Origin of the sequence: Litorisediminicola beolgyonensis (assembly GCF_042679605.1) — a bacterium.
In the GTDB taxonomy this organism is placed as follows: domain Bacteria; phylum Pseudomonadota; class Alphaproteobacteria; order Rhodobacterales; family Rhodobacteraceae; genus Litorisediminicola; species Litorisediminicola beolgyonensis.
On the sequence record NZ_JBHTMU010000009.1, the window covers coordinates 14,708 to 34,232 of the forward strand.

Below are 19,525 nucleotides of genomic sequence, written 5' to 3' on the forward strand. Positions count from 1 at the left end.
GCCGACCCTAGGAGGAGCACGCCATGACTGAAGACTACATCCTCGGAAACACCGACCTCGCGAGCCTCGCGCTCTGGATCTTCTTCTTCTTCTTCGTCGGGCTGGTCATCTACCTGCAGCGCGAAAACCAGCGCGAGGGATATCCGCTGGTCGACGATGACGGCAGCCAGGCCGATGCCGGTGGCGTCTTCCCGGTGCCGGACGACAAGACCTTCATCCTGCCGCATGGCCGTGGCGAGAAGAGCGTGCCCTCGGGCCAGAACCCCGACCGCACCGATCTGCCCCTGGCGCGCGCGTTCGAGAGCGGCGGGTTCCCCTGGGACCCCACGGGCGATGCGCTGGCCGCGGGTGTCGGCCCGGGCTCCTGGTGTCCGCGGGCCGACGAGGCCGAGTTCGACGGCCATGGTTCGCCGAAGATCGTGCCGATGGAATCGGAGGAAGAGTTCCACGTCTCCGCGGGCTTCGATCCGCGCGGGCTGCCGGTGGTCTCGGGCGATGGCAAGACCGTCGGTATGGTCACCGACATGTGGATCGACAAGCCCGAACAGCTGGTGCGCTACCTGCAGATCGAGCTCGACGGCACGCTTGGCGCGGGCACCCGGCTCGTGCCGATGGGCTTCGCGCGCATCTGGTTCGGCAAGGTGATCGTCAAATCGCTCTTCGCCGACCAGTTCGAAGGCGTTCCGATGACGGCCAGTTCACGGCAGGTCACCAAACTCGAGGAAGAGAAGATCTCGGCCTTCTATGGCGGTGGGACGCTCTATGCCACGGAAGCCCGGCTGAACCCGCAGCTCTGAGCCTGCCGGGACAGCTGAAGACGAGACCGCAGAGGGGGGAAGACCGATGCAGCATCACGACGATTTCGCCGTAGAACCGGTGCGGGGCCTCCCCGAGGCGCCGCCCGAGGGAGAGCGCATTCTCTGGCAGGGGCGACCCGATGCCTGGGCGCTCTCGAAAGAGGCGCTGAGCCTGCCGTGGATCGCGGGATATTTCGCCCTTCTCGCGCTCTGGCGCTTCGGCACGGTCGTCGACGTGATGCCCTTCGGTCAGGCCCTGGGCTCGGCGGTGCCGTTCCTGCTTCTGAGCGGGGTGGTGCTGGGCCTTCTGGGTCTCGTGGGGTTCATCCAGTCGCGCTGCACCGTCTACACGATCACCAACCGCCGGGTGGCGATGCGGATCGGTGCCGCGCTGACGGTGACGTTGAACATCCCCTTCGCGCAGCTCGCCAAGGCCGACCTGGCGCTGCGCAAGGACGGCACCGGAACGATCGCCTTCTCGACGATGGGCGACACCCGTCTGAGCTATCTTGTCTGCTGGCCGCATGTCCGGCCCTGGAAGCTGAACCCGATCCAGCCGGCGCTGCGCTGCATCCCCGAGGCCGAGCGTGTCGCCCGGATCCTCGCCGAAGCCGCCGAGGCGCAGGTCTCGACGCCGGTCATCTCGCGGCGCGCACCCGCCGCCGCGATGGCGGCGGAGTAAGGGCGATGTCGCGCACCGCCGCCCCCCGCATCCGCACCTCGGGAGACGAGCTTGTCCCCGTGGTCATGGTCCGGCTCGTCTTCGCGATGATCCTTCTGTCGCTCGCGATCACCGGTTTCGCGGTCTGGAGCGGCCGCCCGCTCGAGGCGACGCCGCCCGAGAGCGCGGTGGTGTCCGAGCGCGTGCTGTTCCTGTCGGGCGATCTGTCGGGTGCTGCCCGGGTGCTCGATGCGACCGGCACGGTGATCGCCGATCTGGGCCCGCAGGAAGGCGGCTTCATCGCCGGGATCGAGCGGGTGCTGGTGCGCGAGCGGACCAAGGCACGGGTGGCCATCGATGGCCCGATCCGGCTGATCAGGACCGAAAACGGACGGCTGGCGATCACCGATCCCAGCACCGGATGGCGCGCGGACCTCATGGGGTTCGGCGCCGACAATGCGGCGACCTTCGCCAGGCTGCTGCCGTAACATGGAGGGAAGACCATGGGACTACTGACGAGACGACGTGAAACGGTGCCCTGCACTGTCGAGGTGAGCCATTGCTTCGAAAGCCTTCACGCGCATGTGCGCTTCGACAATGGCGCCGTGGTCCATCCCGGTGATGAAGTCACCGTCGAGGGCCCCGAGATCATGGCGCCTTTCGGCGAGATCGTGCGCGAGGCACGGCAGGCCACCATCCTGCGCGCCTCGGCGCTGGAGCGGTTCTGGACCCGCTGGACCGGTGATCTCGAGGTGATGGAGCTCTGCGAGTTCTCCTTCTCCGAGGAGGTCACGCTATGAACATGATGCCGAAGCACAGCGCCGATGCGACCACCGTCGAGGAAGGTCTGGCGATCCAGGAGGAGCAGTCGAAATTCGACAGCGCCGCCGCGACCGAGGTCGCGATGCAGAACACGCTCCTGACCCCGCGCTTCTACACCACCGATTTCGACGAGCTCGATGCCATCGACGTCAGCGGCGTCCGGCGCGACTGGGACGGCCTGATCTCGGAGATGGAGGCCGACCCGAACAAGGGCCATTTCAAGAAGAACGAGGACTGGGATCGCGTCGACTGGGACGGGATGGAGCCGGAGCTGAAGAAGGAGTTCATCGACTTCCTGATCTCGTCCTGCACTGCCGAGTTCTCGGGCTGCGTTCTCTACAAGGAGATGAAGCGGCGCGGCAAGAACGGCGATATCGTCCAGCTCTTTCAGCTCATGGCCCGCGACGAGGCGCGCCATGCTGGGTTCATCAACGATGCGCTGCGCGAAGCGGGCGTGGCGGTGAACCTGGGCTTCCTGACGCAGAAGAAGAAATACACCTATTTCCGGCCGAAATTCATCTACTACGCGACCTATCTCTCCGAGAAGATCGGCTACGCGCGCTACATCACGATCTTCCGCCACCTGCAGGCCCATCCCGAGCACCGCTTCCACCCGATCTTCAAATGGTTCGAGGAATGGTGCGGCGACGAGTTCCGCCACGGCGAGGCCTTCGCGCTCCTGATGAAAACCGATCCCAAGCTGACCTCGGGGGTCAACGTGTTCTGGATCAAGTTCTTCCTGACGGCGGTCTACGCGACCATGTATGTGCGCGATCATCAGCGTCCAGCCTTTCACAAGGCGCTGGGCGTGGACCCGGACTGGTATGCGCACGAGGTGTTCACCAAGACCTCGAAGCTCTCCGAGCAGATTTTCCCGATCACGCTCGATATCGAGCATCCGCGCTGGCAGCGGACGCTCGAGGCGCTGCAGCGGGCCAATGTCGCGATCGCCGAGGGCAAGCGCGATGGCGGGCTCGCCGGGCGCTGGCGCCAAGCGATCAACTCGCTCAAGGCGGCGGGCTGTTTCGCGGCGCTCTACACGATCCCGTCGGTCAAGCACCGCGTGCCCGAGAGCACCCGGCTGGAGCCGGTCTATTGAGCCGGCGCCGCCAGGTGCCGATTTCCGGACCGGAAATCGCGCGGATTTCGGTTCAAAATCCGGTCCGGTGGAGATGCTGAGCGATCCCTGGATCGGAGCGCTCGTGGCGCTCTTCGCCTGGTGGTTCTCCACCGGCGCGATCCTCGCGCTTGTCCGCTGGGCGGACAGGGAGGGGCGCGGCGCCTTTGCCGCGCTCGCGGCGACGCCGCTTCTGGCCTTCGGCGCCTGGGGCGTTCTCGCCTCCGCGACGATGCAGGGACCAGTGGCGATCTATCTGGGGTTCCTCTCGGCCCTGGCACTCTGGGGCTGGATCGAGCTGGCCTTCCTGACCGGCGTCATGACAGGCCCCAACACCCGCATCTGCCCGCCGAACCGCCCGGAATGGGAGCGCTTCCTGCGCGCGTGGGGGACCATCGCCTATCACGAGATGGCGCTTGCCGCGATGCTGATCGCGCTTGGGCTGCACGCGCAGGGCGCGGCCAACCAGCTGGCCTTCTGGACCTTCGCGGTCCTCTTCTTCGCGCGCGTTTCGGCGCAGGTGAACCTGTTTCTCGGCGTGCCGAAATTTCAGACCGAGTTCCTGCCCAGGGCGCTCGCCCATCTTCCCAGCCATTTCCGGCAGGCGCCGCTCAACTGGCTGTTCCCGATCTCGGTGACGGCCCTAAGTTTCGCGATGGCCTGCTGGCTCGAGCGGCTCTGGGGGGCGAGCGATCCGATGCGCGAGCTCGAGTTCGCGCTGCTCGCGGCGATCACCGCGCTGGCACTTCTGGAGCATTGGTTCCTGGTGCTGCCGCTCCCGGACGAGAAACTCTGGCGCTGGATGCTGCCCGCGCCGGGCCCAAGACAAGAGACGACGGAGGATTCCCATGGACTTTGACGCGCTGTTCACCGACCAGCTCGACGCATTGCGCGAGGAGGGCAATTACCGCATCTTCGCCGAGCTTGAACGCCGCGCCGGCGCTTTCCCGCGCGCCCGGAGCCATGACGAGGATGCCCCCGACGAGGTCACGGTCTGGTGCTCGAACGATTATCTCGGCATGGGCCAACACCCCAAGGTCGTCGCCGCGATGACCGATGCGGTCGAGAAGCACGGCTGCGGCGCGGGCGGGACGCGCAACATCTCCGGCAACACCCATCAGCACGCTCTCCTTGAGGCCGAGCTGGCCGATCTGCACGGCAAGGAGGGCGCGCTTCTCTTCACCAGCGGCTATGTCTCGAACTGGGCGGCGCTGTCGACGCTCGGCGCGCGGCTGCCGGATGCGGTGATCCTGTCGGACGAGAAGAACCATGCCTCGATGATCGAGGGCATCCGCCATTCCCGCGCCGACAAGGTGATCTGGAAGCACAACGACCCCGAGGATCTCGACCGCAAGCTTTCGGCCCTGCCGAGCAACGCCACCAAGATCGTCGCCTTCGAGTCGGTCTATTCGATGGATGGCGACATCTGCCCGATGCAGGAGATCGTCGAGGTCGCCGAGAGGCACGGCGCGATGACCTATCTCGACGAGGTGCACGCGGTCGGCATGTATGGCCCGCGCGGCGGCGGTGTCAGCGAAGAGCTGGGCCTGGCCGACCGGATCACGCTGATCGAAGGCACGCTCGGCAAGGCTTACGGCGTCGTCGGTGGCTACATCACCGGCTCCGCGGCGCTTTGCGATTTCATCCGCTCCTTCGCCAGCGGCTTCATCTTCACCACGGCGCTGCCCCCGGCAGTCGCCGCGGCGGCGCGGATGTCGATTGCGCATCTGAAGGAAAGCGCCACCGAGCGGATGCGCCAGCGCGAGCAGGTCGAAAAGCTCCGTGCGCGGCTCGATGAGCTGGGAATCCCGCATCTGCCGAACGCAAGTCACATCATCCCGGTGATGATCAAGGACCCGGTGAAGTGCCGCCAGCTGGCCGACATCCTGATGCAGGATTTCGGGATCTACGTGCAGCCGATTAATTATCCGACCGTGCCGAAGGGCACCGAGCGGCTGCGCTTCACCCCCGGACCGCTGCATTCGGACCGCGATATCGAGTATCTCGTGCAGGCCCTCGCAACACTCTGGAAGCGCTGCGCCATCGCCCACGCGGTCGCCTGATCAGAGCGGCTGGCGCAGAACGCCCGCGGGTGGAAGCGGGCCGACCTCGGTCTCGACCGTCTCTGGGCCGTGGTTGAACCAGAAGCGCTCGGTCGCCGTGTCGCGGATGCGGATGTCCTCCGGCAGCGTCATCGTCTCCACGCCGGCCTCGGCCAGCCAATCGGCGACGAACCGGATCATCGCGGCCTCGTCGAGCCACGCGCCCAGATAGGTCGTCGCGCCACGGCGCATCGCGACCGGTGCGCCGGTCTCCGTGGCGAGAACCGTCTCTGCCGTTCCCTCCAGCTCTTCGAGCCAGTGTTTCGCATGCCCGCCACCCGTGAGCGGCACCGGCATGTCCGGCCGCAGGGTTTCGAGCCGCGATACGGTGACGTCGAGCCCGGGCAGGGCCGGGGGCAGGGGCACGGGAATGGTGAAATCGGCATCGCGCGCCGCGCTTCGGGGACCGAGAAGAAGCGCCGCGCCTAATGAGGCCAGCCGCTCTTTCAGCGCGTCCGACATCCGGACGAGACCCGGCGCGAGGATGGCGCGATAGCCGTCGAAATCCGCCGAGGGCGGAAGGATATCGACCGAGATCCCCAGACGCCGCAATCCGCGATAGGTGTCGAGAAGCAGGTCGAACCCGCTGAGGCCGCGCCCCTGCGGCTGGACCTCCCACGACCAGAGCGCGTCATAGTCGAAGACCAGCGCGACGGTGGCCTGAAGAGGCGCGACCTCGGGCGCGTCGAGCAATTCGTCGGCCACTTGGCGGGCCTCGGCCAGACCCGGTGCGGCTTCGCTGTCGGGGCGGAGAAGGCCGGAATGGAGCTGTTCCTGCGCAAACGGGGCCTGCCGCCAGCGGAAATAGCACACCGCCTCGGCGCCGTGGGCGAAGGCCTCCCAGGTCCAGAGGCGCACCATTCCGGGCAGGGGCGAGGGGTTGTAGGGCGCCCAGTTCACCGGGCCGGGCTGCTGTTCGATCACCCACCAGCGGCCATGCCCGACGGCGCGGTAAAGATCGTGGTGGAAGGCCTGGAAATCTGGGTCGCCCTGCCGCGCGTAGCGGCGCTGGCGTTCGGGTGTCGCGCCGACGCGATCCTCGAGAAACCCCAGCGGATAGCTGTCCCACGTGGCGATATCGAAATCGGCGCCGACGTCGAAATGATCGAAGCCGGTCTCGCGCCCCATGTAATTGTGCAGAAGCGGCGCGTCGGTGCGGGCGCGCAGGATCTCGGTCTGGACGCGGTTGAAGCGGACGACCTGATCCGAGGAGAAGCGCCGGAAGGCCTGGACATGGGCCGGGTTCGGCTCGGTCACGGTCAGGTTCGGCAGGTCGATCTCGTCGAAACTGTCATACTCCATCGACCAAAAGACATTGCCCCAGGCCCGGTTGAGCGCCTCGGTCGACTGGTAGCGCTGGGCGAGCCAGTCGCGGAAAGCGCGGCGCGCGGCGTCGGACCAGCTCAGGATCGTGTCGTGGCAGCCGTATTCGTTGTCGGTCTGCCAGGCGGCGATATGCGGGTTGCGCCCGTAGCGGTCGGCGAGATGGGTGACGATGCGGCGGCAGTCCTGGCGGTAGCCGTCATGCGAAAAGCAGTAGTGCCGCCGGGAGCCAAACTTGCGGGGATGGCCCTGCGCGTCCACGGCGAGCATGTCGGGATGCCGGTCGAGCATCCAGCGCGGCGGGGTCGCGGTGGGCGTGCCGAGGATGATCTTGAGGCCCGCTGCACCCAGCACCTCGATCGCGTCGTCGAGCCAGCCCCAGTCGAAGACATCCGGCTCAGGCTCGATCCGCTTCCACGCGAACTCGCCGATCCGGACCCATGTCAGGCCCGAGGCGACCATGCGGGCGGCGTCTTCCTCCCAGATGTCGCGCGGCCAGTGTTCGGGGTAGTAGCAGGTGCCGAGAGTGCGCTTCATGACCGCTCCGTCGCGTCCCAGGCCTCGACCAGCGCGCGGGCCCGGGCGGCGACATCCTCGACGCTGAAACCCGGCTTGAAGATGCCGCTGCCGATCCCGAAGCCCGAGATCCCGGCCTGCCGCCATGCCGCGAAATCCTCGGGCCCGACGCCGCCCACGGCATAGGTCTCGGCGTCGGGCGTCAGTACCGCCGAGAGCGCCTGGAACCCGTCGAGACCGAGCTTGAAGGCGGGAAAGAACTTGAGCCCGTCGGCACCGTGCCGGAGCGCGGTGAAGCACTCGGTCGCGGTCATCACCCCGGGATACGAAAGAAGCCCCGCCGATTTCGTCGCCGCGATGACCGAAGGATTGCAGTCAGGCGAGACTACGAGCCGCGCGCCGATCCCGGCGAGCCGCGCGACCGAGTCGGTGTCGAGGACGGTGCCCGCGCCGATCTGCGCGTCTTGCCCATGCGCCTCGATCATCGCGGCGATGCTATCGAACGGGTCCGGCGAGTTGAGCGGCACTTCGATCCGGGTGATGCCGTTCTCGATCAGCGCGGTGCAGATCGGCACGGCCTCGTCGGGTGTCACGCCCCGGAGGATCGCGATGATCGGGCGGCTCATGTGGACGGCTCCTTCTGCGAGCGATAGGCGGCGGTGAGGCCAGCCAGCGTGGTTTCCTCGGCATCGAGGATGTGGGTCTCTGCGCCTTGGGCCTTGAGGGCCGCGGCGTAAGCGCGCGACAGGCCGCCGGACCCGCAGATCGCGATCTCCTGACCGAGCCAGTAGGGCCGGGCGCCAGCGAGTTCGAGCCCGATCAGAAGCCCCGAGAGCCGCGCATGCGCGCGGGCGGGCGACAGGTCGTGCAGGAGCGCCTCGGCGCGCAGCGAGAAGAGATCGGCGCTCAGGGGCGTCGAGCGCGACATGCCATCCGAGACCGCGTCGGCAAAGGCGGCGTCGTCCCATCCGTCGGTATCGACCGAGTGGCGCAGGACGGAGCTCTTGGCGAGAAGCGCGAAGATCTCGCCGGTCATGAAGGTGCGGAAGCTCACGACTTCACCGGCGCTGACATGCGCCCATTTCGTGTGGGTGCCGGGCAGGCAGATCACCCCGTCGAAGCCCGGGCGCAGCTGCAAGGCACCCGCGATCTGGGTTTCCTCGCCGCGCATGACATCGGCGGGTTTGTCCTGCTTGATGCCGGGCAGAATGCGGACCGAGAGGCGCGGATCGGCGGTCTGAACCGCCGTCGCCTCGGCCAGGCCCGGGGGCGGGCAGGGCACGGCGCGATAGGGCGCTTCGGCCCAGCCCTGGCGCGACCCGGCCATGCCGCAGACGATGACGGGCACCGGCCCCGTGGAGGGCAGATCGTCGGAGACAAGCTCCAGGAGCGCCGGCTCGAACCCGTCGCGGGTCAGGCTATTCATCCCGCGATCGCCGGTCCGCGCCGCGATCGGCGTCCCGTCCTCGCGCATCAGCCAGACCCTGAGGTTCGATGTCCCCCAATCGACGGCGATCCAATCCGGTGTCTGCATCAGCCCGTCACCACCACGCCGCCATCGACCACCATGGCCTGCCCAGTCATCATGCGGCTCGCTTTGGATGCCAGGAACAGGGTCGGCTCGACGATATCGACGGGCTTCAGATGATCCTTGAGGCACTGGCGGTCGAGATGCGCCGCAAGCGAGTCCGGATCGGCCCAGAGGTCGAGCTGTTTCTGCGTGAGCACCCAGCCGGGTGCCAGCGCGTTGACTCGGATGCGGTCCGGGCCGAACTCACGCGCGAGGCTCCGGGTCATGCCGTTGATGCCGGAATTCGCCGTTGTATACGCAGGGTATCCAGCGTTGCCCATCATGTAGCTGATCGAACTGAAATTCACGATGGACCCGCCACCAGCCTCTTTCATGCCCGGGATCACGGCCTGGCAGGCGAAGAAATAGGCCTTGACGTTAATCGACTGGGACCAATCCCAGAACGCCTCGTCGACCTCGAGCGTCGAATGGCGCTTGTCGTTGGCGGCGTTGTTGACGAGCACGGTGATCGGTCCGTGTGCTTCAGTTGCTTGGTTGATCGCGGATTGAAGCGCCGGGATGTCGGTGATGTCGCATTGGATGAAGAGCGGGCGGTTTCCGGTCTCGGTCTCCATCCTGTCGACGAAATCCGAGGCGTCCGAGCGTCCGACAAAGGCGACCTTCGCCCCCTGGCGCAGGAAGCCTTCGGTCAGGTCGGCGCCGATCCCCGAGCCGCCGCCGGTGATGAAGACGGACGCGCCGTCGAGATCGGGATAGATGGCGGTTGCGGACATCAGTGGCTCTCCCTCGTCACGGGTCGTGTATCCTTGCCGACCAGGAAGTCGAGATCGGCGCCGCGGTCGGCTTGCAGGACATGATCGACATAAAGCTTCGCGTAGCCGCGCTCGTAGCGCGGAGGCTCGGGCTGCCAGTCGGCGCGGCGTTTTTCGAGCTCGTCCTCGGACACCAGAAGCTCGAGCGCGCCTGCGCTGGCCGAGACGCGGATGCGGTCGCCGGTCCTGACCAGCGCGAGCGGGCCACCGGCCTGCGCCTCGGGCGAGACATGCAGGATGACGGTGCCGAAGGCGGTGCCGGACATGCGGGCGTCCGAGACGCGGATCATGTCGCGCACCCCCTCGCGCACCAGCTTGCGCGGGATCGGCATGTTCCCGACCTCGGGCATGCCCGGATAGCCCTTGGGACCGCAGCCCTTGAGCACGAGGATGGTGTCGGCGGTGACCGGCAGATCCTCGTCGTCGATCCGGGCTTTGAGGTCCTCGATAGTCTCGAAGACGAAGGCCTCGCCCTCGTGTTCCAGAAGTCGGTCGGTGGCGGCAGAGGGCTTCACGATCGCGCCGTTCGGGGCGAGGTTGCCGCGCAGCACCCGGAGGCCCGCCGCCGGTTTCACCGGCGCGTCCCAGGCGTGGATCACGTCGCGATTGTAGCATTCGGCACCCTCGGCATAGGCCGAGATGTCCTTGCCGAGCACCGTGGTCGCAGGTGACAGCGCGCCATGTTCGGCAAGCTCGCGCAGCACCACCGGCATCCCGCCCGCGTAGCAGAAATCCTCCATCAGGTATTTGCCCGAGGGCATGCAGTTGGCCAGAAGCGGGATCTCGGAGCCCTTCTCGAAATCGTCGAGCGTCAGCTCGACGCCGACCCGGCCCGCGATGGCCAGAAGATGCACCACCGCGTTGGTCGACCCACCCACCGCCGCATTGGCGCGGATGGCGTTCAGGAAGGCCTCTTTCGTCAGGATGTCCGAGGGTTTCAGATCCTCGTCCACCATCTCGACGATACGCTTGCCGGTCAGATGCGCGAGCGCCTTGCGCCGGGCATCGACCGCGGGAAGCGCGGCATTGGTGGGCAGCGACAGGCCCATCGCCTCGGTCAGCGACGCCATGGTCGAGGCGGTGCCCATCGTCATGCAGACACCGACCGAGCGCGACATGCCCGACTCGGCGGCCATGAAGTCCTGCAGGGACATGTCGCCCGCGCGCACCGCCTCGGAGAACTTCCAGACATCGGTGCCGGAGCCGATATCGTCGCCCTTCCACTTGCCGTTCAGCATCGGGCCCGAGGACACGACGATGGCGGGAAGGTCGACCGAGGCCGCGCCCATCAGCTGCCCCGGCGTGGTCTTGTCGCAGCCGCCCAGGAGGACGACACCATCCATGCCGTAGGCGCGGATGCATTCCTCGACATCCATCGCGAGGAGATTGCGGAAGAGCATGGCGGTCGGCTTCATCTGCGTCTCGCCGAGGCTCGTCACCGGGAACTCGACCGGAAAGCCGCCTGCCTCCCAGACGCCGCGCTTCACCGCCTCGGCCAGATCGCGAAGACCGGCATTGCAGGGGGTCAGCTCGGACCAGGTGTTGCAGATACCGATGATCGCGCGGCCGTCGAAGGCGTGGTCCGGGAAGCCCTGGTTCTTCATCCAGGAGCGGTGGATGAAGCCGTCCTTGTCGAGCTTGCCGTACCAGCCGCGGCTGCGGCGTTCCTTGGTCATAGACGTTCTCCTTCGAGGACGTGAAGTCTGTCGGGGAAGCTCCAGGGCAGGGTGACGCCCTGGGCCATGAGATAGGCGCCGTCGAGTTCAAGCGGGCCTTGTGCGAGCGCAACCTCGCCGCGGCTGAGACCCGGCGGCGTGTCGGTCGTGTCGAGCCGCCGGATGCGGTAGCGCGCGTCGGGATCAAGCCCGGTCAGGCGCAGCGGACGCGGAGAGATCTGGTCGCTGGTGGCTGTCCTTGCGGCGAAGACGACGAAGCGGGACCCGTCCTCGGCAAGCTGCTCTTCGGCGGTCACGGACGGATCGGCGCTGTCGAGGCGCAGGATGTCGGCGCGGGCGCGCCAGTCGCGATTGGCTTTCCACCAGGCGGTGACCTCGGTCAGGGTCGCGGCCTCGTCCTCGGTCAGTTCGCGGGGGTCCATCTCGAAGCCAATGTGGCGCTGGGCGGCGGTCCAGGCGCGGGTGATCATCGGCAGGACGCGTCCCGAGCTGTGGCAGGTTCGCGGACCAACATGGCTGCCGGTGACAACGAGCGGCAGGAGCAGCGCGGCATCGTGCTGGATGCGGATGCGCTCGAGCGCGTCGTTGCTGTCCGAGAGCCAGACGCGCTGGCACTGTTCGAGGATGCCGAAATCGATCCGGCCGCCGCCCGAGGCGCAGCTCTCGATCTCGACTTGCGGAAAATCGGCCCGGAGCCGTGCGAGCAGCGCATAGATGCCGCGCGTCTGCGCGGCGTCGGGCGCGGGCAGGACCCGGTTGTGATCCCACTTGATGTAGTCGATCTCATGCGCCGAGAGGACCGCGGCGATCCGGTCGTAAAGGTAGTCCGTGACCTCGGGGTTCGACAGGTCGAGCACCATCTGCTGCCGTCCGAGCGTCTGCTCGGCAGGGCCCAGCGCCCAGTCGGGATGGGCGCGGAAGGTGTCGCTCTCGGGGTTTACCATCTCCGGCTCGAACCAGATCCCGAAGCTCATGCCCTCGGCATGGACATGGTCGATCAGCGGACCCAGCCCGTCGGGATATTTGCGCGCATCGACAACCCAGTCGCCCAGCGCCTGCCGATCATCGTCGCGGGTGCCGAACCAGCCGTCGTCGAGCACGAAACGCTCGGCCCCGAGCGCGGCGGCGCGGGTGGCGATCTCTTTCAGCGCGGGCAGCGAATGATCGAAATAGATCGCTTCCCAGCAGTTGTAATGCACCGGGCGCGGCGCGTCCGGCTTGGGCCAGGTGATGATGCGGTCGCGGAGGTGGCGCTGGAAGGTCGCGGCGCAGCCGTTGAGGCCGGTCTCGGAGCGGCAGGCATAGAGCGTCGCGGTCTCGAACCGGGTGCCGGGCGCGGTCTCGGACCCCATGGCGTTGCCGAACTGGACCTGGCGTCGGCCATCGGGAAGCTCTTCGGCCACCATGCGGTGTCCGCCGGACCAGCCGTAATGCAGCGCGGTGGCGGTGCCGCCGGTGTTGGTCGTGCCGCGTTCGGGCAGGTAGAGAAGCGGCAGATGCTCGTGCCCGGTCCGCCCGGTGCGGCTTTCGCGCAGGCGGATACCGGCGGACCAGGGTGTTGTGACCGGGCGCATCTCGCCGCACCAGCGGCCGGCGAAATCGATCATCTCGGCACAGGCGTCCGAGGCCGGAAGCACCGGTGCGGCCAGCCAGTCTACGAGGATCGGCGCGTCCGCACCGAGCGCCGCGCGCGCGGTCAGCATGCCGGTGTCCGGATCAAGCGCCAGCTCGGCCGAGTAGCTCAGACCGAGGGCCTCGTCCCGCGCGGCAATCTCCAGCCGCGTGCCGTCGCAGCGGGCCTCGATCAGACGGAAGGCAGGCCGCAGCGGCGCGCCGCCAAGGGACCGCGCCATGAGGCCCGGCTGGCCGGGGAAGCTCTGGCTCTCTTCCGGGCAGATCGAGAGATCGGGGTGCTGGTCGAGCATACCTCCGGTCACGTCGCGCAAAGAGGCGCGGGCGATCTCGGCCTCGAGCCCGGAGGCAACCGGCGGCCCCCAGTAGATCACCTCGGGCAGACGCCCGCCCCGGCTGGCGAGGATGAGCGTCTGCCTCGTATCGTCGAGACGATAGGTGTCGATCATTTCACGGCGCCCAGCGTCAGCCCGGCGATGAAGTGGCGCTGCATCAGGAAGAACATCGCCACCGGCGGCAGGGCCGCGACGATGCTGCCCGCGCTCATCAGGTGATAGGCGGCGCGATACTGCGCGTTGAAGCTGGTGATGCCCGCGGTGACCGGCTGGCTTTCGGCGCCCTGGGTCAGCACGACCGCCCAGAAATAGTCGTTCCAGATGAAGGTGAAGATCAGCACCGAGAGCGCCGCGATCGCGGGCTTCATCAGCGGCAGGACGACGAAGACGAAGATGCGCCATTCGGCGACGCCCTCGACCCGCGCGGCCTCGATCAACTCAAAGGGCAGGCCGCGGATGAAGTTTCGCATGAAGAGCGTGCAGAACCCGGTCTGGAACGCGATGTGGAAGAGCACGAGCCCCATCTTGGTGTTGTAGAGACCGAGATCGAGCGTCAGGTCGCGCACCGGCACCATGAGGATCTGGAAGGGCACGAAATTGCCCGCGACGAACATGAAGAAGATCCACAGGTTGCCGCGGAACTTGTAGACGCCCAGCGCGAAGCCCGTCATGCAGGACAAGGCCACCGCTCCGATCACCGTCGGCACCGTGATCAGGACCGAGTTCCAGAGGTAGCGCGGCATGTCGCTTTCGAAGAAGACCTTGGAGTAGTTGGCCCCGCCCTCGAACTGCGACGGCCAGCCCCAGTAATTGCCGGTGGTGAAATCGCCGTCGGGCTTGATGGAGAAGATCGCCACCGCGATCAGCGGCAGGAGCCACAGGATCAGCGCCACCGGGATCATCGACTGATAGGCGATCTGCGCGCCGCGCGGTGCCTGCTGGATGGGTCTGGGATACATGGCTCAGTGCCCCCGTTCCTGGCGCCACATCGACCACAGGAAGTAGGCGATGAAGACGAGCATGATGAGGAAGAGCACGACGGCGATGGCCGCGCCGTAGCCCATGCGGAAACCGTATTCGGAGAGCGCCTTTTCGAACATGTAGAAGCTCAGGACGCGGGTCGATCCGAACGGGCCGCCATTGGTCATGATCGAGATCAGGTCGAAGCTGCGGAGCGCCCCGATGATCGTCACGACGAAGGCGATGAAGGTTGCAGGCGCCAACTGCGGCAGGATCACGTGCCAGAGCATGCGCAGCCCCTTGGCACCGTCGAGCCGCGCGGCCTCGATCTGCTCGGGATCGACCGCGTTCAGACCGGTGAGATAGAGGATCATGCAATAGGCGATCTGCGGCCAGAGACCGGCGGCGATGATGCCGTAGGTCGCAAGCGTCGGGTCTCCGAGCACGTTGATCGGCCCGAGCCCGATCCCGTCGAGCAGGATGTTCAGAAGCCCGAAGGTCGGGTCGTAGAACCAGGTGAAGACGAGGCCCACGACCACCTGGCTGATCACGAACGGGAAGAAGAACAGCGATTTGTAGATGCGGATGCCGGTCACGGTCTGGTTCAGGAAGAGCGCGATGAAAAGCCCGCCCGGGATGGCCAGAAGGTAGAGAAGGAGCCATTTCAGGTTGTTCCAGAGCGACACCTCGAAGGCGCGGTCGGTGCCGAGCTCCTGGTAATTGGCGAAGCCCACGAACTCCGGATCGCTCAGCCCGTCCCAGCGGTAGAAGCTGACATGGAAGCTCTGGAAGATCGGGAAGATCACGTAGAGCAGGAAGAAGAGCGCGCCGGGGGCGAGAAACAGCATCGGCGCGAGGATCATCCGGTGACGCTTGATCCAGCCGTTCCGGTCAGGATCGGTGTCGGGCAAGGTGGCCGTGGTCATGGCTGTGGCTCCCGCGGAAAGGGGCGCACGGCACCGGGGCGGCGCCGGGCTTGGAACGCGGGCGCGCCCGAGGGCCGCCCGCGCCGCGTTCAGGGATCAGTAGATGCGCTGACGCGCCTGCTCGAGACGTCCGAGGATGTCGTCGAGATTGTCCGGGAAGACCATGAACTCCTGGAAGCCTTCCATCGCGACCGACGCCATCTCTGCGGGCGCGTCGCGGTCGAAGAACTGCGCCACGCCGCCGGGGCTGTTCGACGAGAGCATCTCGAAGCCCTGCTTCAGCATCTCGTCGTCATCGACCGAGGACGAGGCGTTGACCGGAAGCTGACCCAGCGCGTCGCCCGCGTTGATCTGGGTCTGGTTGTCGGCGGAGACCACGAAGCGCAGGAAGGCGCGCGCGGCATCCTTGTTCTCGGCACCCGAGGGGATGTGGAAAGTGTCGGTCGGCGCGTCCTCGGCCAGCTCCACATCCGCGTTGATCGCGGGGAACTGGTAGAAGTCGAGCTGGTCGTCGCTGAGACCGGCGTCGCGCAGCGGCGCCACTGCGAAGTTGCCCATCAGGTAAGCGGCGGCCTCGCCGTTGACCATGAAGGGCAGCGCTTCCTGCCAGCTGTAGGACTGGTGGTTGTCGATGAACGCGCCCATGTCGATCAGCTCGCGCCAGTTGGCGAAGGTCTGGCGGACGCGGTCGTCGGTCCACTCCACCTCGCCATTGGTCAGAGCCATGTGGAAGTCGTAGCCGTTGGTGCGCATGTTGAGGTAGTCGAACCAGCCACCAGCGGTCCACAGGAACTTTGTGCCGATGGTAAAGCACTTCCGGCCCGAATCGAGGATCGCCTGGCAGTTCGACTTGAAGGTCTCCCAGTCCTGCGGCTCTTCGAGACCCAGCTCGTTATAGATGTCCTCGCGGTAGTAAACGCCCCACTGGTAGTAGGTATAGGGCACGCCCCACTGCTTGCCGTCGATGGTCATCGCGCCTTCGGTCGAGACGAGGTTCTCGGCGATCTCGGGCTCGTCCCAGAGATCGGAGATGTCCTCGAACAGGCCTGCGTCGACATAGGGACGCATGCGATTCGCGGCATACCAGTTGGCGACATCCGGCGGGTTGGCCGTCAGGAAGTTGCGGATCTGGGTCTTGTAGGCTTCGCGGTCGATGATCGTGACCTCGACGGTGAGGTCCGGATGCATCTCGTCGAACCGTGCGGCCATGTCCTCCATCACCGCGCGCGGCGCGGGGTTCGACATGTCCGAGAAAATCTTGAGCGTGCCAGACAGCTCCTGCGCCACGGCCGGCATCGAGAGCGCCGTCGTGGCCGCAAGCGCCGCTGCGGCGATGCGATGGGTCTTGAGCATGAAATCCTCCCTTAGCTCAAATGCTGGAAGTTCCAATATTTGAAACTTGTTGTCCAACTATTGAAACTATGAGCGAGTCGGGGTATGGCTGTCAACACTGCGCTTCCGGTCGGCTCGATCTGGCTAAGCGCGAAAGGGAGAGGCGGAATGAACGCCATGGGAGAACGCAAAGGTAGCGGCGACGGGACGGTCGGCAAGGCGCTCGACGCGCTCGAGCTCGTGGCGCGGCAGGGCAAGCCGGTCCGGTTTTCCGATCTCCTGGCGGTGTCGCCCTGGCCCAAGGCCACGCTCTACCGCCTGCTGCAGACCCTCACGAGCCAGGGAATGCTCGCCCATGACGAGGAGACGGGCACCTACGCGCCGGGCCTGAGGCTGGTGCAGCTTGCCCATATCGCGTGGTCGCGGGCGACGCTGGCGCCAATCGCGCGGCCGTTCCTCGATGCGCTCTCCGCGCGGGTCGGCGAGACCATCCACCTTGCGCAGCTCGACCGTGGGCAGGTGCTTTATGTCGACAAGCGCAACGCCGTGCATCCGGTCGAGATGTATTCCGAAGCCGGCAAGATCGGCCCGGGCTATTGCACCGGCGTCGGGAAGGCGATGCTCGCGCATCTGCCCGAAGCCGAGCGCGCCGAGGCGCTCAAGCTGCAGAGCTGGCACAGATATACCGACACGACGCTGACCTCGCCCGCGGCCTTCGAGGCGGAGGCGCAGGTGATCCGCGAGGAGGGGATCGCCTTCGACCGCGAAGAGCACGAGACGGGCATCGTCTGCATCGCCGCGCCGATCCTCTCGCCATCCGGCCGGGTCCGGGGCGCGCTGTCGATCACCGGCCAGACCCGCCGGAAAAGCCTTGAAGACCTGGCGGAGCTGCGCCCCGCGCTCTGCGAAACCGCACGACAGATCGCCGCGGCGGCTGCCGATTGGCAGTACCCGGACTGATCCTTGACCCCTGGGAGGAGACCAGAATGAGCGGCGTGACCCTTGAGAAGGCGGTGAAACGATACGGCGACGTGGAGGTGATCCACGGGCTCGATCTCGAGATCGACGAGGGCGAGTTCTGCGTCTTCGTCGGGCCGTCGGGCTGCGGCAAGTCCACGCTTCTGCGCATGATCGCGGGTCTCGAAGAGACCTCCGACGGCAAGATCTTCATCGGCTCGCGCGACGTCACGCGCGTCGATGCCGCCGACCGTGGTGTCGCGATGGTGTTTCAGACCTACGCGCTTTATCCGCACATGACGGTCGAGGAGAACATGGGGTTCGGCCTGCGCATGACCGGCCATCCGAAGGACGAGATCAAGTCCAAGGTCTCCGAGGCCGCGCGCATCCTGAAGCTTGGCGACTACCTGAAACGCAAGCCCAAGGCGCTGTCCGGCGGCCAGCGGCAGCGGGTCGCCATCGGCCGCGCCATCGTGCGCGGACCCGAGGTCTTTCTCTTCGACGAGCCGCTCTCGAACCTCGATGCGGAGCTGCGCGTCGACATGCGGGTCGAGATCGCGCGCCTGCACAAGGAGATCGGCGCGACGATGATCTACGTCACCCACGACCAGGTCGAGGCAATGACCCTGGCCGACAAGATCGTGGTTCTGCGCGCGGGCCATATCGAACAGGTCGGCTCGCCCATGACGCTCTACAACGATCCCGACAACCGCTTTGTCGCGGGTTTCATCGGCTCGCCGTCGATGAACTTCATCGAAGGCACCGTGCGGGGCGGCAAGGTCGATGCGCCGCTTCTGGGCGAGACCCCGGTCGATGCGCCTGTGAACCTGCCCGCGGACGGCACCGCCGTTCATGTCGGTCTGCGCCCGCAGCACCTCACGGTCGAGCCGGGCCCGTCGCCGCTGACCCTCGACATTCGCGAGCGGCTCGGAGGCGTCGCCTATGATTACCTCGTCGACGGCAAGGGCGCGCGGATCGTGGTCGAGACCCGCGCCGACGAGGAGATCGAGGAAGGCGCAACGGTGCAGCTGCGCTTCGATCCCTCGGACGCGCTGTTCTTCGACGGCGAAAGCGGCAAGCGCCTGCGGTAGGTCTTTTCCCGGCTGACGCTGAAGAGCGTGAAGTTCTCGGTCTGGAAGAGCGGGGGCGTCGCGGTCTCGGCCATCAGGCTCGCCATCGCGGCGCTGCCGGTCGGGCAGGCGACCAGATCGGCGGTGTGGTCGAGATAATTGGCGGTCAGCTCGGTTTCGCCGACAAGATGGCAGGCATCGCCGTCGCCGCGATAGGGCCGGACGAAAGTCAGCCCGGGGTCGGGGGTGACGGGCACGGGGTCCGGCATCTCGCAGGCGGCAAGGGTTGCGGCGGCGAGGCAGGCGGTCAGGGCAATACGCATGAAATGATCCTTGGAAATGGCGCTGGGCGCGCTGGCTGAAATCCCGGGACCGAGCGGGTCCCGGAGATCTCAGCCTAGCAGGTCAGGGGATGTCCGCGAAGTACGGGACCGCGGTGCTCACTCGACCGGGCCGAGGGTCACGGCGAACTCGCCCGAGATCGCCAGTGGCTCCGACAGGTCGACCGTCCGCCCGAAGTCTGGGCTCGGTCCCATCTGACCCGAGAGGCTCCCGGAGATCGACAGGAACTCCCCGTCCACCGAAAGCTCGGACAGCTCGACCGCGAGCGCGCCTTGGTCGTCAGTGGAAAAATACCGGGTCGTCTCGCCATCCGAGAGGCTCAGAAGGCTCGCCTCGGCGCCGTTTACCGCGCCGCTCATCAAATCGAGCCCCAGCGTGAAGGTGGCGAAGGTTCCGCCACCTTCCTCGGGCCTTGCGTAGATGTTCACGCTGCCCGAGACCGCAGGCGGCTCGCCCCAACCCGACCAGTCGCTTTGCTCGGACCAGAGCGTGTAGCTGCGAGAGGCTCCGCCGATGTCGAGCGCCAATGTCCCGCTTTCCTGCGCGGCGCTGGCACCGGCAAGGAGGACAAGAGGGGCGGCGAGCATGAAATATCTGGGCATGGAAAATCCTTT

19 protein-coding genes are annotated in these 19,525 nt (G+C 66.6%); 9 read left to right on the forward strand and 10 right to left on the reverse strand.

Features of this window, described 5'->3' with window-relative positions; translation table 11 throughout:
- The first annotated feature begins 23 nt into the window (after window positions 1-23).
- The 7 genes from puhA (at window position 24) to hemA (ending at window position 5,460) form a co-directional block, all read left to right on the forward strand.
- Window positions 24-797: a photosynthetic reaction center subunit H gene (puhA, locus tag ACFQ4E_RS06995; RefSeq protein ID WP_386802226.1), complete on the forward strand. Its 774-nt coding sequence runs from the start codon at window positions 24-26 to the stop codon at window positions 795-797.
- A 46-nt stretch (window positions 798-843) separates the two neighbouring features.
- Window positions 844-1,479, forward strand: a complete 636-nt coding sequence (gene puhB, locus ACFQ4E_RS07000; protein ID WP_386802227.1) for a photosynthetic complex putative assembly protein PuhB — start codon at window positions 844-846, stop codon at window positions 1,477-1,479.
- A gap of 5 nt (window positions 1,480-1,484) precedes the next feature.
- Complete coding sequence (gene puhC / locus ACFQ4E_RS07005; RefSeq protein ID WP_386802228.1) at window positions 1,485-1,946, forward strand: photosynthetic complex assembly protein PuhC; 462 nt, start codon at window positions 1,485-1,487, stop codon at window positions 1,944-1,946.
- 15 nt (window positions 1,947-1,961) lie between these two features.
- A complete protein-coding gene (locus tag ACFQ4E_RS07010) occupies window positions 1,962-2,258 on the forward strand; it encodes a hypothetical protein (protein ID WP_386802229.1) in 297 nt (98 codons plus the stop codon).
- Window positions 2,255-3,379 (forward strand): magnesium-protoporphyrin IX monomethyl ester (oxidative) cyclase, encoded by a 1,125-nt coding sequence (gene acsF, locus ACFQ4E_RS07015; protein ID WP_386802230.1) that lies wholly within the window; start codon window positions 2,255-2,257, stop codon window positions 3,377-3,379. Before ACFQ4E_RS07010 ends, acsF begins: the two co-directional genes overlap by 4 nt.
- A gap of 73 nt (window positions 3,380-3,452) precedes the next feature.
- Entirely contained in the window at window positions 3,453-4,256 is an 804-nt protein-coding gene (gene puhE, locus ACFQ4E_RS07020) for a putative photosynthetic complex assembly protein PuhE (protein WP_386802231.1), read from the forward strand.
- Window positions 4,246-5,460 (forward strand): 5-aminolevulinate synthase, encoded by a 1,215-nt coding sequence (gene hemA, locus ACFQ4E_RS07025; protein WP_386802232.1) that lies wholly within the window; start codon window positions 4,246-4,248, stop codon window positions 5,458-5,460. The genes puhE and hemA overlap by 11 nt, the downstream gene beginning before the upstream one ends.
- Here the strand turns inward: hemA and ACFQ4E_RS07030 are convergent, their stop codons facing one another.
- The 9 genes from ACFQ4E_RS07030 to ACFQ4E_RS07070 form a co-directional block, all read right to left on the reverse strand.
- Window positions 5,461-7,359: a beta-galactosidase gene (locus tag ACFQ4E_RS07030; protein WP_386802233.1), complete on the reverse strand. Its 1,899-nt coding sequence runs from the start codon at window positions 7,357-7,359 to the stop codon at window positions 5,461-5,463. It lies immediately after the preceding gene.
- A complete protein-coding gene (locus ACFQ4E_RS07035; protein WP_386802234.1) occupies window positions 7,356-7,964 on the reverse strand; it encodes a 2-dehydro-3-deoxy-6-phosphogalactonate aldolase in 609 nt (202 codons plus the stop codon). The genes ACFQ4E_RS07030 and ACFQ4E_RS07035 overlap by 4 nt, the downstream gene beginning before the upstream one ends.
- Window positions 7,961-8,872 carry a 2-dehydro-3-deoxygalactonokinase gene (locus ACFQ4E_RS07040; protein WP_386802235.1) on the reverse strand — a complete coding sequence of 304 codons (912 nt, stop codon included), beginning with the start codon at window positions 8,870-8,872 and terminating at the stop codon, window positions 7,961-7,963. The genes ACFQ4E_RS07035 and ACFQ4E_RS07040 overlap by 4 nt, the downstream gene beginning before the upstream one ends.
- Window positions 8,872-9,642 carry an SDR family NAD(P)-dependent oxidoreductase gene (locus ACFQ4E_RS07045; protein ID WP_386802236.1) on the reverse strand — a complete coding sequence of 257 codons (771 nt, stop codon included), beginning with the start codon at window positions 9,640-9,642 and terminating at the stop codon, window positions 8,872-8,874. Before ACFQ4E_RS07045 ends, ACFQ4E_RS07040 begins: the two co-directional genes overlap by 1 nt.
- Window positions 9,642-11,357, reverse strand: coding sequence for an IlvD/Edd family dehydratase (locus ACFQ4E_RS07050; RefSeq protein ID WP_386802237.1), 1,716 nt, complete (start codon window positions 11,355-11,357; stop codon window positions 9,642-9,644). The genes ACFQ4E_RS07045 and ACFQ4E_RS07050 overlap by 1 nt, the downstream gene beginning before the upstream one ends.
- A complete protein-coding gene (locus tag ACFQ4E_RS07055) occupies window positions 11,354-13,438 on the reverse strand; it encodes an alpha-galactosidase (RefSeq protein WP_386802238.1) in 2,085 nt (694 codons plus the stop codon). The genes ACFQ4E_RS07050 and ACFQ4E_RS07055 overlap by 4 nt, the downstream gene beginning before the upstream one ends.
- Window positions 13,435-14,283 carry a carbohydrate ABC transporter permease gene (locus ACFQ4E_RS07060; RefSeq protein WP_386802239.1) on the reverse strand — a complete coding sequence of 283 codons (849 nt, stop codon included), beginning with the start codon at window positions 14,281-14,283 and terminating at the stop codon, window positions 13,435-13,437. The genes ACFQ4E_RS07055 and ACFQ4E_RS07060 overlap by 4 nt, the downstream gene beginning before the upstream one ends.
- Before the next feature lie 3 nt (window positions 14,284-14,286).
- Entirely contained in the window at window positions 14,287-15,147 is an 861-nt protein-coding gene (locus tag ACFQ4E_RS07065) for a carbohydrate ABC transporter permease (protein WP_386802307.1), read from the reverse strand.
- 159 nt (window positions 15,148-15,306) lie between these two features.
- Entirely contained in the window at window positions 15,307-16,506 is a 1,200-nt protein-coding gene (locus tag ACFQ4E_RS07070; RefSeq protein WP_386802308.1) for an ABC transporter substrate-binding protein, read from the reverse strand.
- Window positions 16,507-16,710: 204 nt separating this feature from the next.
- On the opposite strand from ACFQ4E_RS07070, the gene ACFQ4E_RS07075 reads away from it, so the two are divergent.
- Entirely contained in the window at window positions 16,711-17,502 is a 792-nt protein-coding gene (locus tag ACFQ4E_RS07075) for an IclR family transcriptional regulator (protein WP_386802240.1), read from the forward strand.
- A gap of 26 nt (window positions 17,503-17,528) precedes the next feature.
- Window positions 17,529-18,590 (forward strand): ABC transporter ATP-binding protein, encoded by a 1,062-nt coding sequence (locus tag ACFQ4E_RS07080; protein ID WP_386802241.1) that lies wholly within the window; start codon window positions 17,529-17,531, stop codon window positions 18,588-18,590.
- A gap of 419 nt (window positions 18,591-19,009) precedes the next feature.
- On the opposite strand, the gene ACFQ4E_RS07085 is transcribed toward ACFQ4E_RS07080, so the two are convergent.
- Window positions 19,010-19,513, reverse strand: a complete 504-nt coding sequence (locus ACFQ4E_RS07085) for a hypothetical protein (RefSeq protein WP_386802242.1) — start codon at window positions 19,511-19,513, stop codon at window positions 19,010-19,012.
- Between the last annotated feature and the right edge of the window lie 12 nt (window positions 19,514-19,525).

What these genes read in the sequence shown, in the direction of transcription:
- ACFQ4E_RS07075 (WP_386802240.1), top strand. Translation starts at nt 16,711, where the DNA reads ATGAACGCCATGGGAGAACGCAAAGGTAGCGGCGACGGGACGGTCGGC.
- puhC (WP_386802228.1), top strand. Translation starts at nt 1,485, where the DNA reads ATGTCGCGCACCGCCGCCCCCCGCATCCGCACCTCGGGAGACGAGCTT.
- ACFQ4E_RS07070 (WP_386802308.1), bottom strand. Translation starts at nt 16,506, where the DNA reads ATGCCGGCCGTGGCGCAGGAGCTGTCTGGCACGCTCAAGATTTTCTCG.
- ACFQ4E_RS07030 (WP_386802233.1), bottom strand. Translation starts at nt 7,359, where the DNA reads ATGAAGCGCACTCTCGGCACCTGCTACTACCCCGAACACTGGCCGCGC.
- ACFQ4E_RS07055 (WP_386802238.1), bottom strand. Translation starts at nt 13,438, where the DNA reads ATGATCGACACCTATCGTCTCGACGATACGAGGCAGACGCTCATCCTC.
- ACFQ4E_RS07060 (WP_386802239.1), bottom strand. Translation starts at nt 14,283, where the DNA reads ATGTATCCCAGACCCATCCAGCAGGCACCGCGCGGCGCGCAGATCGCC.
- acsF (WP_386802230.1), top strand. Translation starts at nt 2,255, where the DNA reads ATGAACATGATGCCGAAGCACAGCGCCGATGCGACCACCGTCGAGGAA.
- hemA (WP_386802232.1), top strand. Translation starts at nt 4,246, where the DNA reads ATGGACTTTGACGCGCTGTTCACCGACCAGCTCGACGCATTGCGCGAG.
- ACFQ4E_RS07085 (WP_386802242.1), bottom strand. Translation starts at nt 19,513, where the DNA reads ATGCCCAGATATTTCATGCTCGCCGCCCCTCTTGTCCTCCTTGCCGGT.
- ACFQ4E_RS07040 (WP_386802235.1), bottom strand. Translation starts at nt 8,872, where the DNA reads ATGCAGACACCGGATTGGATCGCCGTCGATTGGGGGACATCGAACCTC.
- puhB (WP_386802227.1), top strand. Translation starts at nt 844, where the DNA reads ATGCAGCATCACGACGATTTCGCCGTAGAACCGGTGCGGGGCCTCCCC.
- puhA (WP_386802226.1), top strand. Translation starts at nt 24, where the DNA reads ATGACTGAAGACTACATCCTCGGAAACACCGACCTCGCGAGCCTCGCG.
- ACFQ4E_RS07045 (WP_386802236.1), bottom strand. Translation starts at nt 9,642, where the DNA reads ATGTCCGCAACCGCCATCTATCCCGATCTCGACGGCGCGTCCGTCTTC.
- ACFQ4E_RS07035 (WP_386802234.1), bottom strand. Translation starts at nt 7,964, where the DNA reads ATGAGCCGCCCGATCATCGCGATCCTCCGGGGCGTGACACCCGACGAG.
- puhE (WP_386802231.1), top strand. Translation starts at nt 3,453, where the DNA reads ATGCTGAGCGATCCCTGGATCGGAGCGCTCGTGGCGCTCTTCGCCTGG.
- ACFQ4E_RS07080 (WP_386802241.1), top strand. Translation starts at nt 17,529, where the DNA reads ATGAGCGGCGTGACCCTTGAGAAGGCGGTGAAACGATACGGCGACGTG.
- ACFQ4E_RS07010 (WP_386802229.1), top strand. Translation starts at nt 1,962, where the DNA reads ATGGGACTACTGACGAGACGACGTGAAACGGTGCCCTGCACTGTCGAG.
- ACFQ4E_RS07065 (WP_386802307.1), bottom strand. Translation starts at nt 15,147, where the DNA reads ATGATCCTCGCGCCGATGCTGTTTCTCGCCCCCGGCGCGCTCTTCTTC.
- ACFQ4E_RS07050 (WP_386802237.1), bottom strand. Translation starts at nt 11,357, where the DNA reads ATGACCAAGGAACGCCGCAGCCGCGGCTGGTACGGCAAGCTCGACAAG.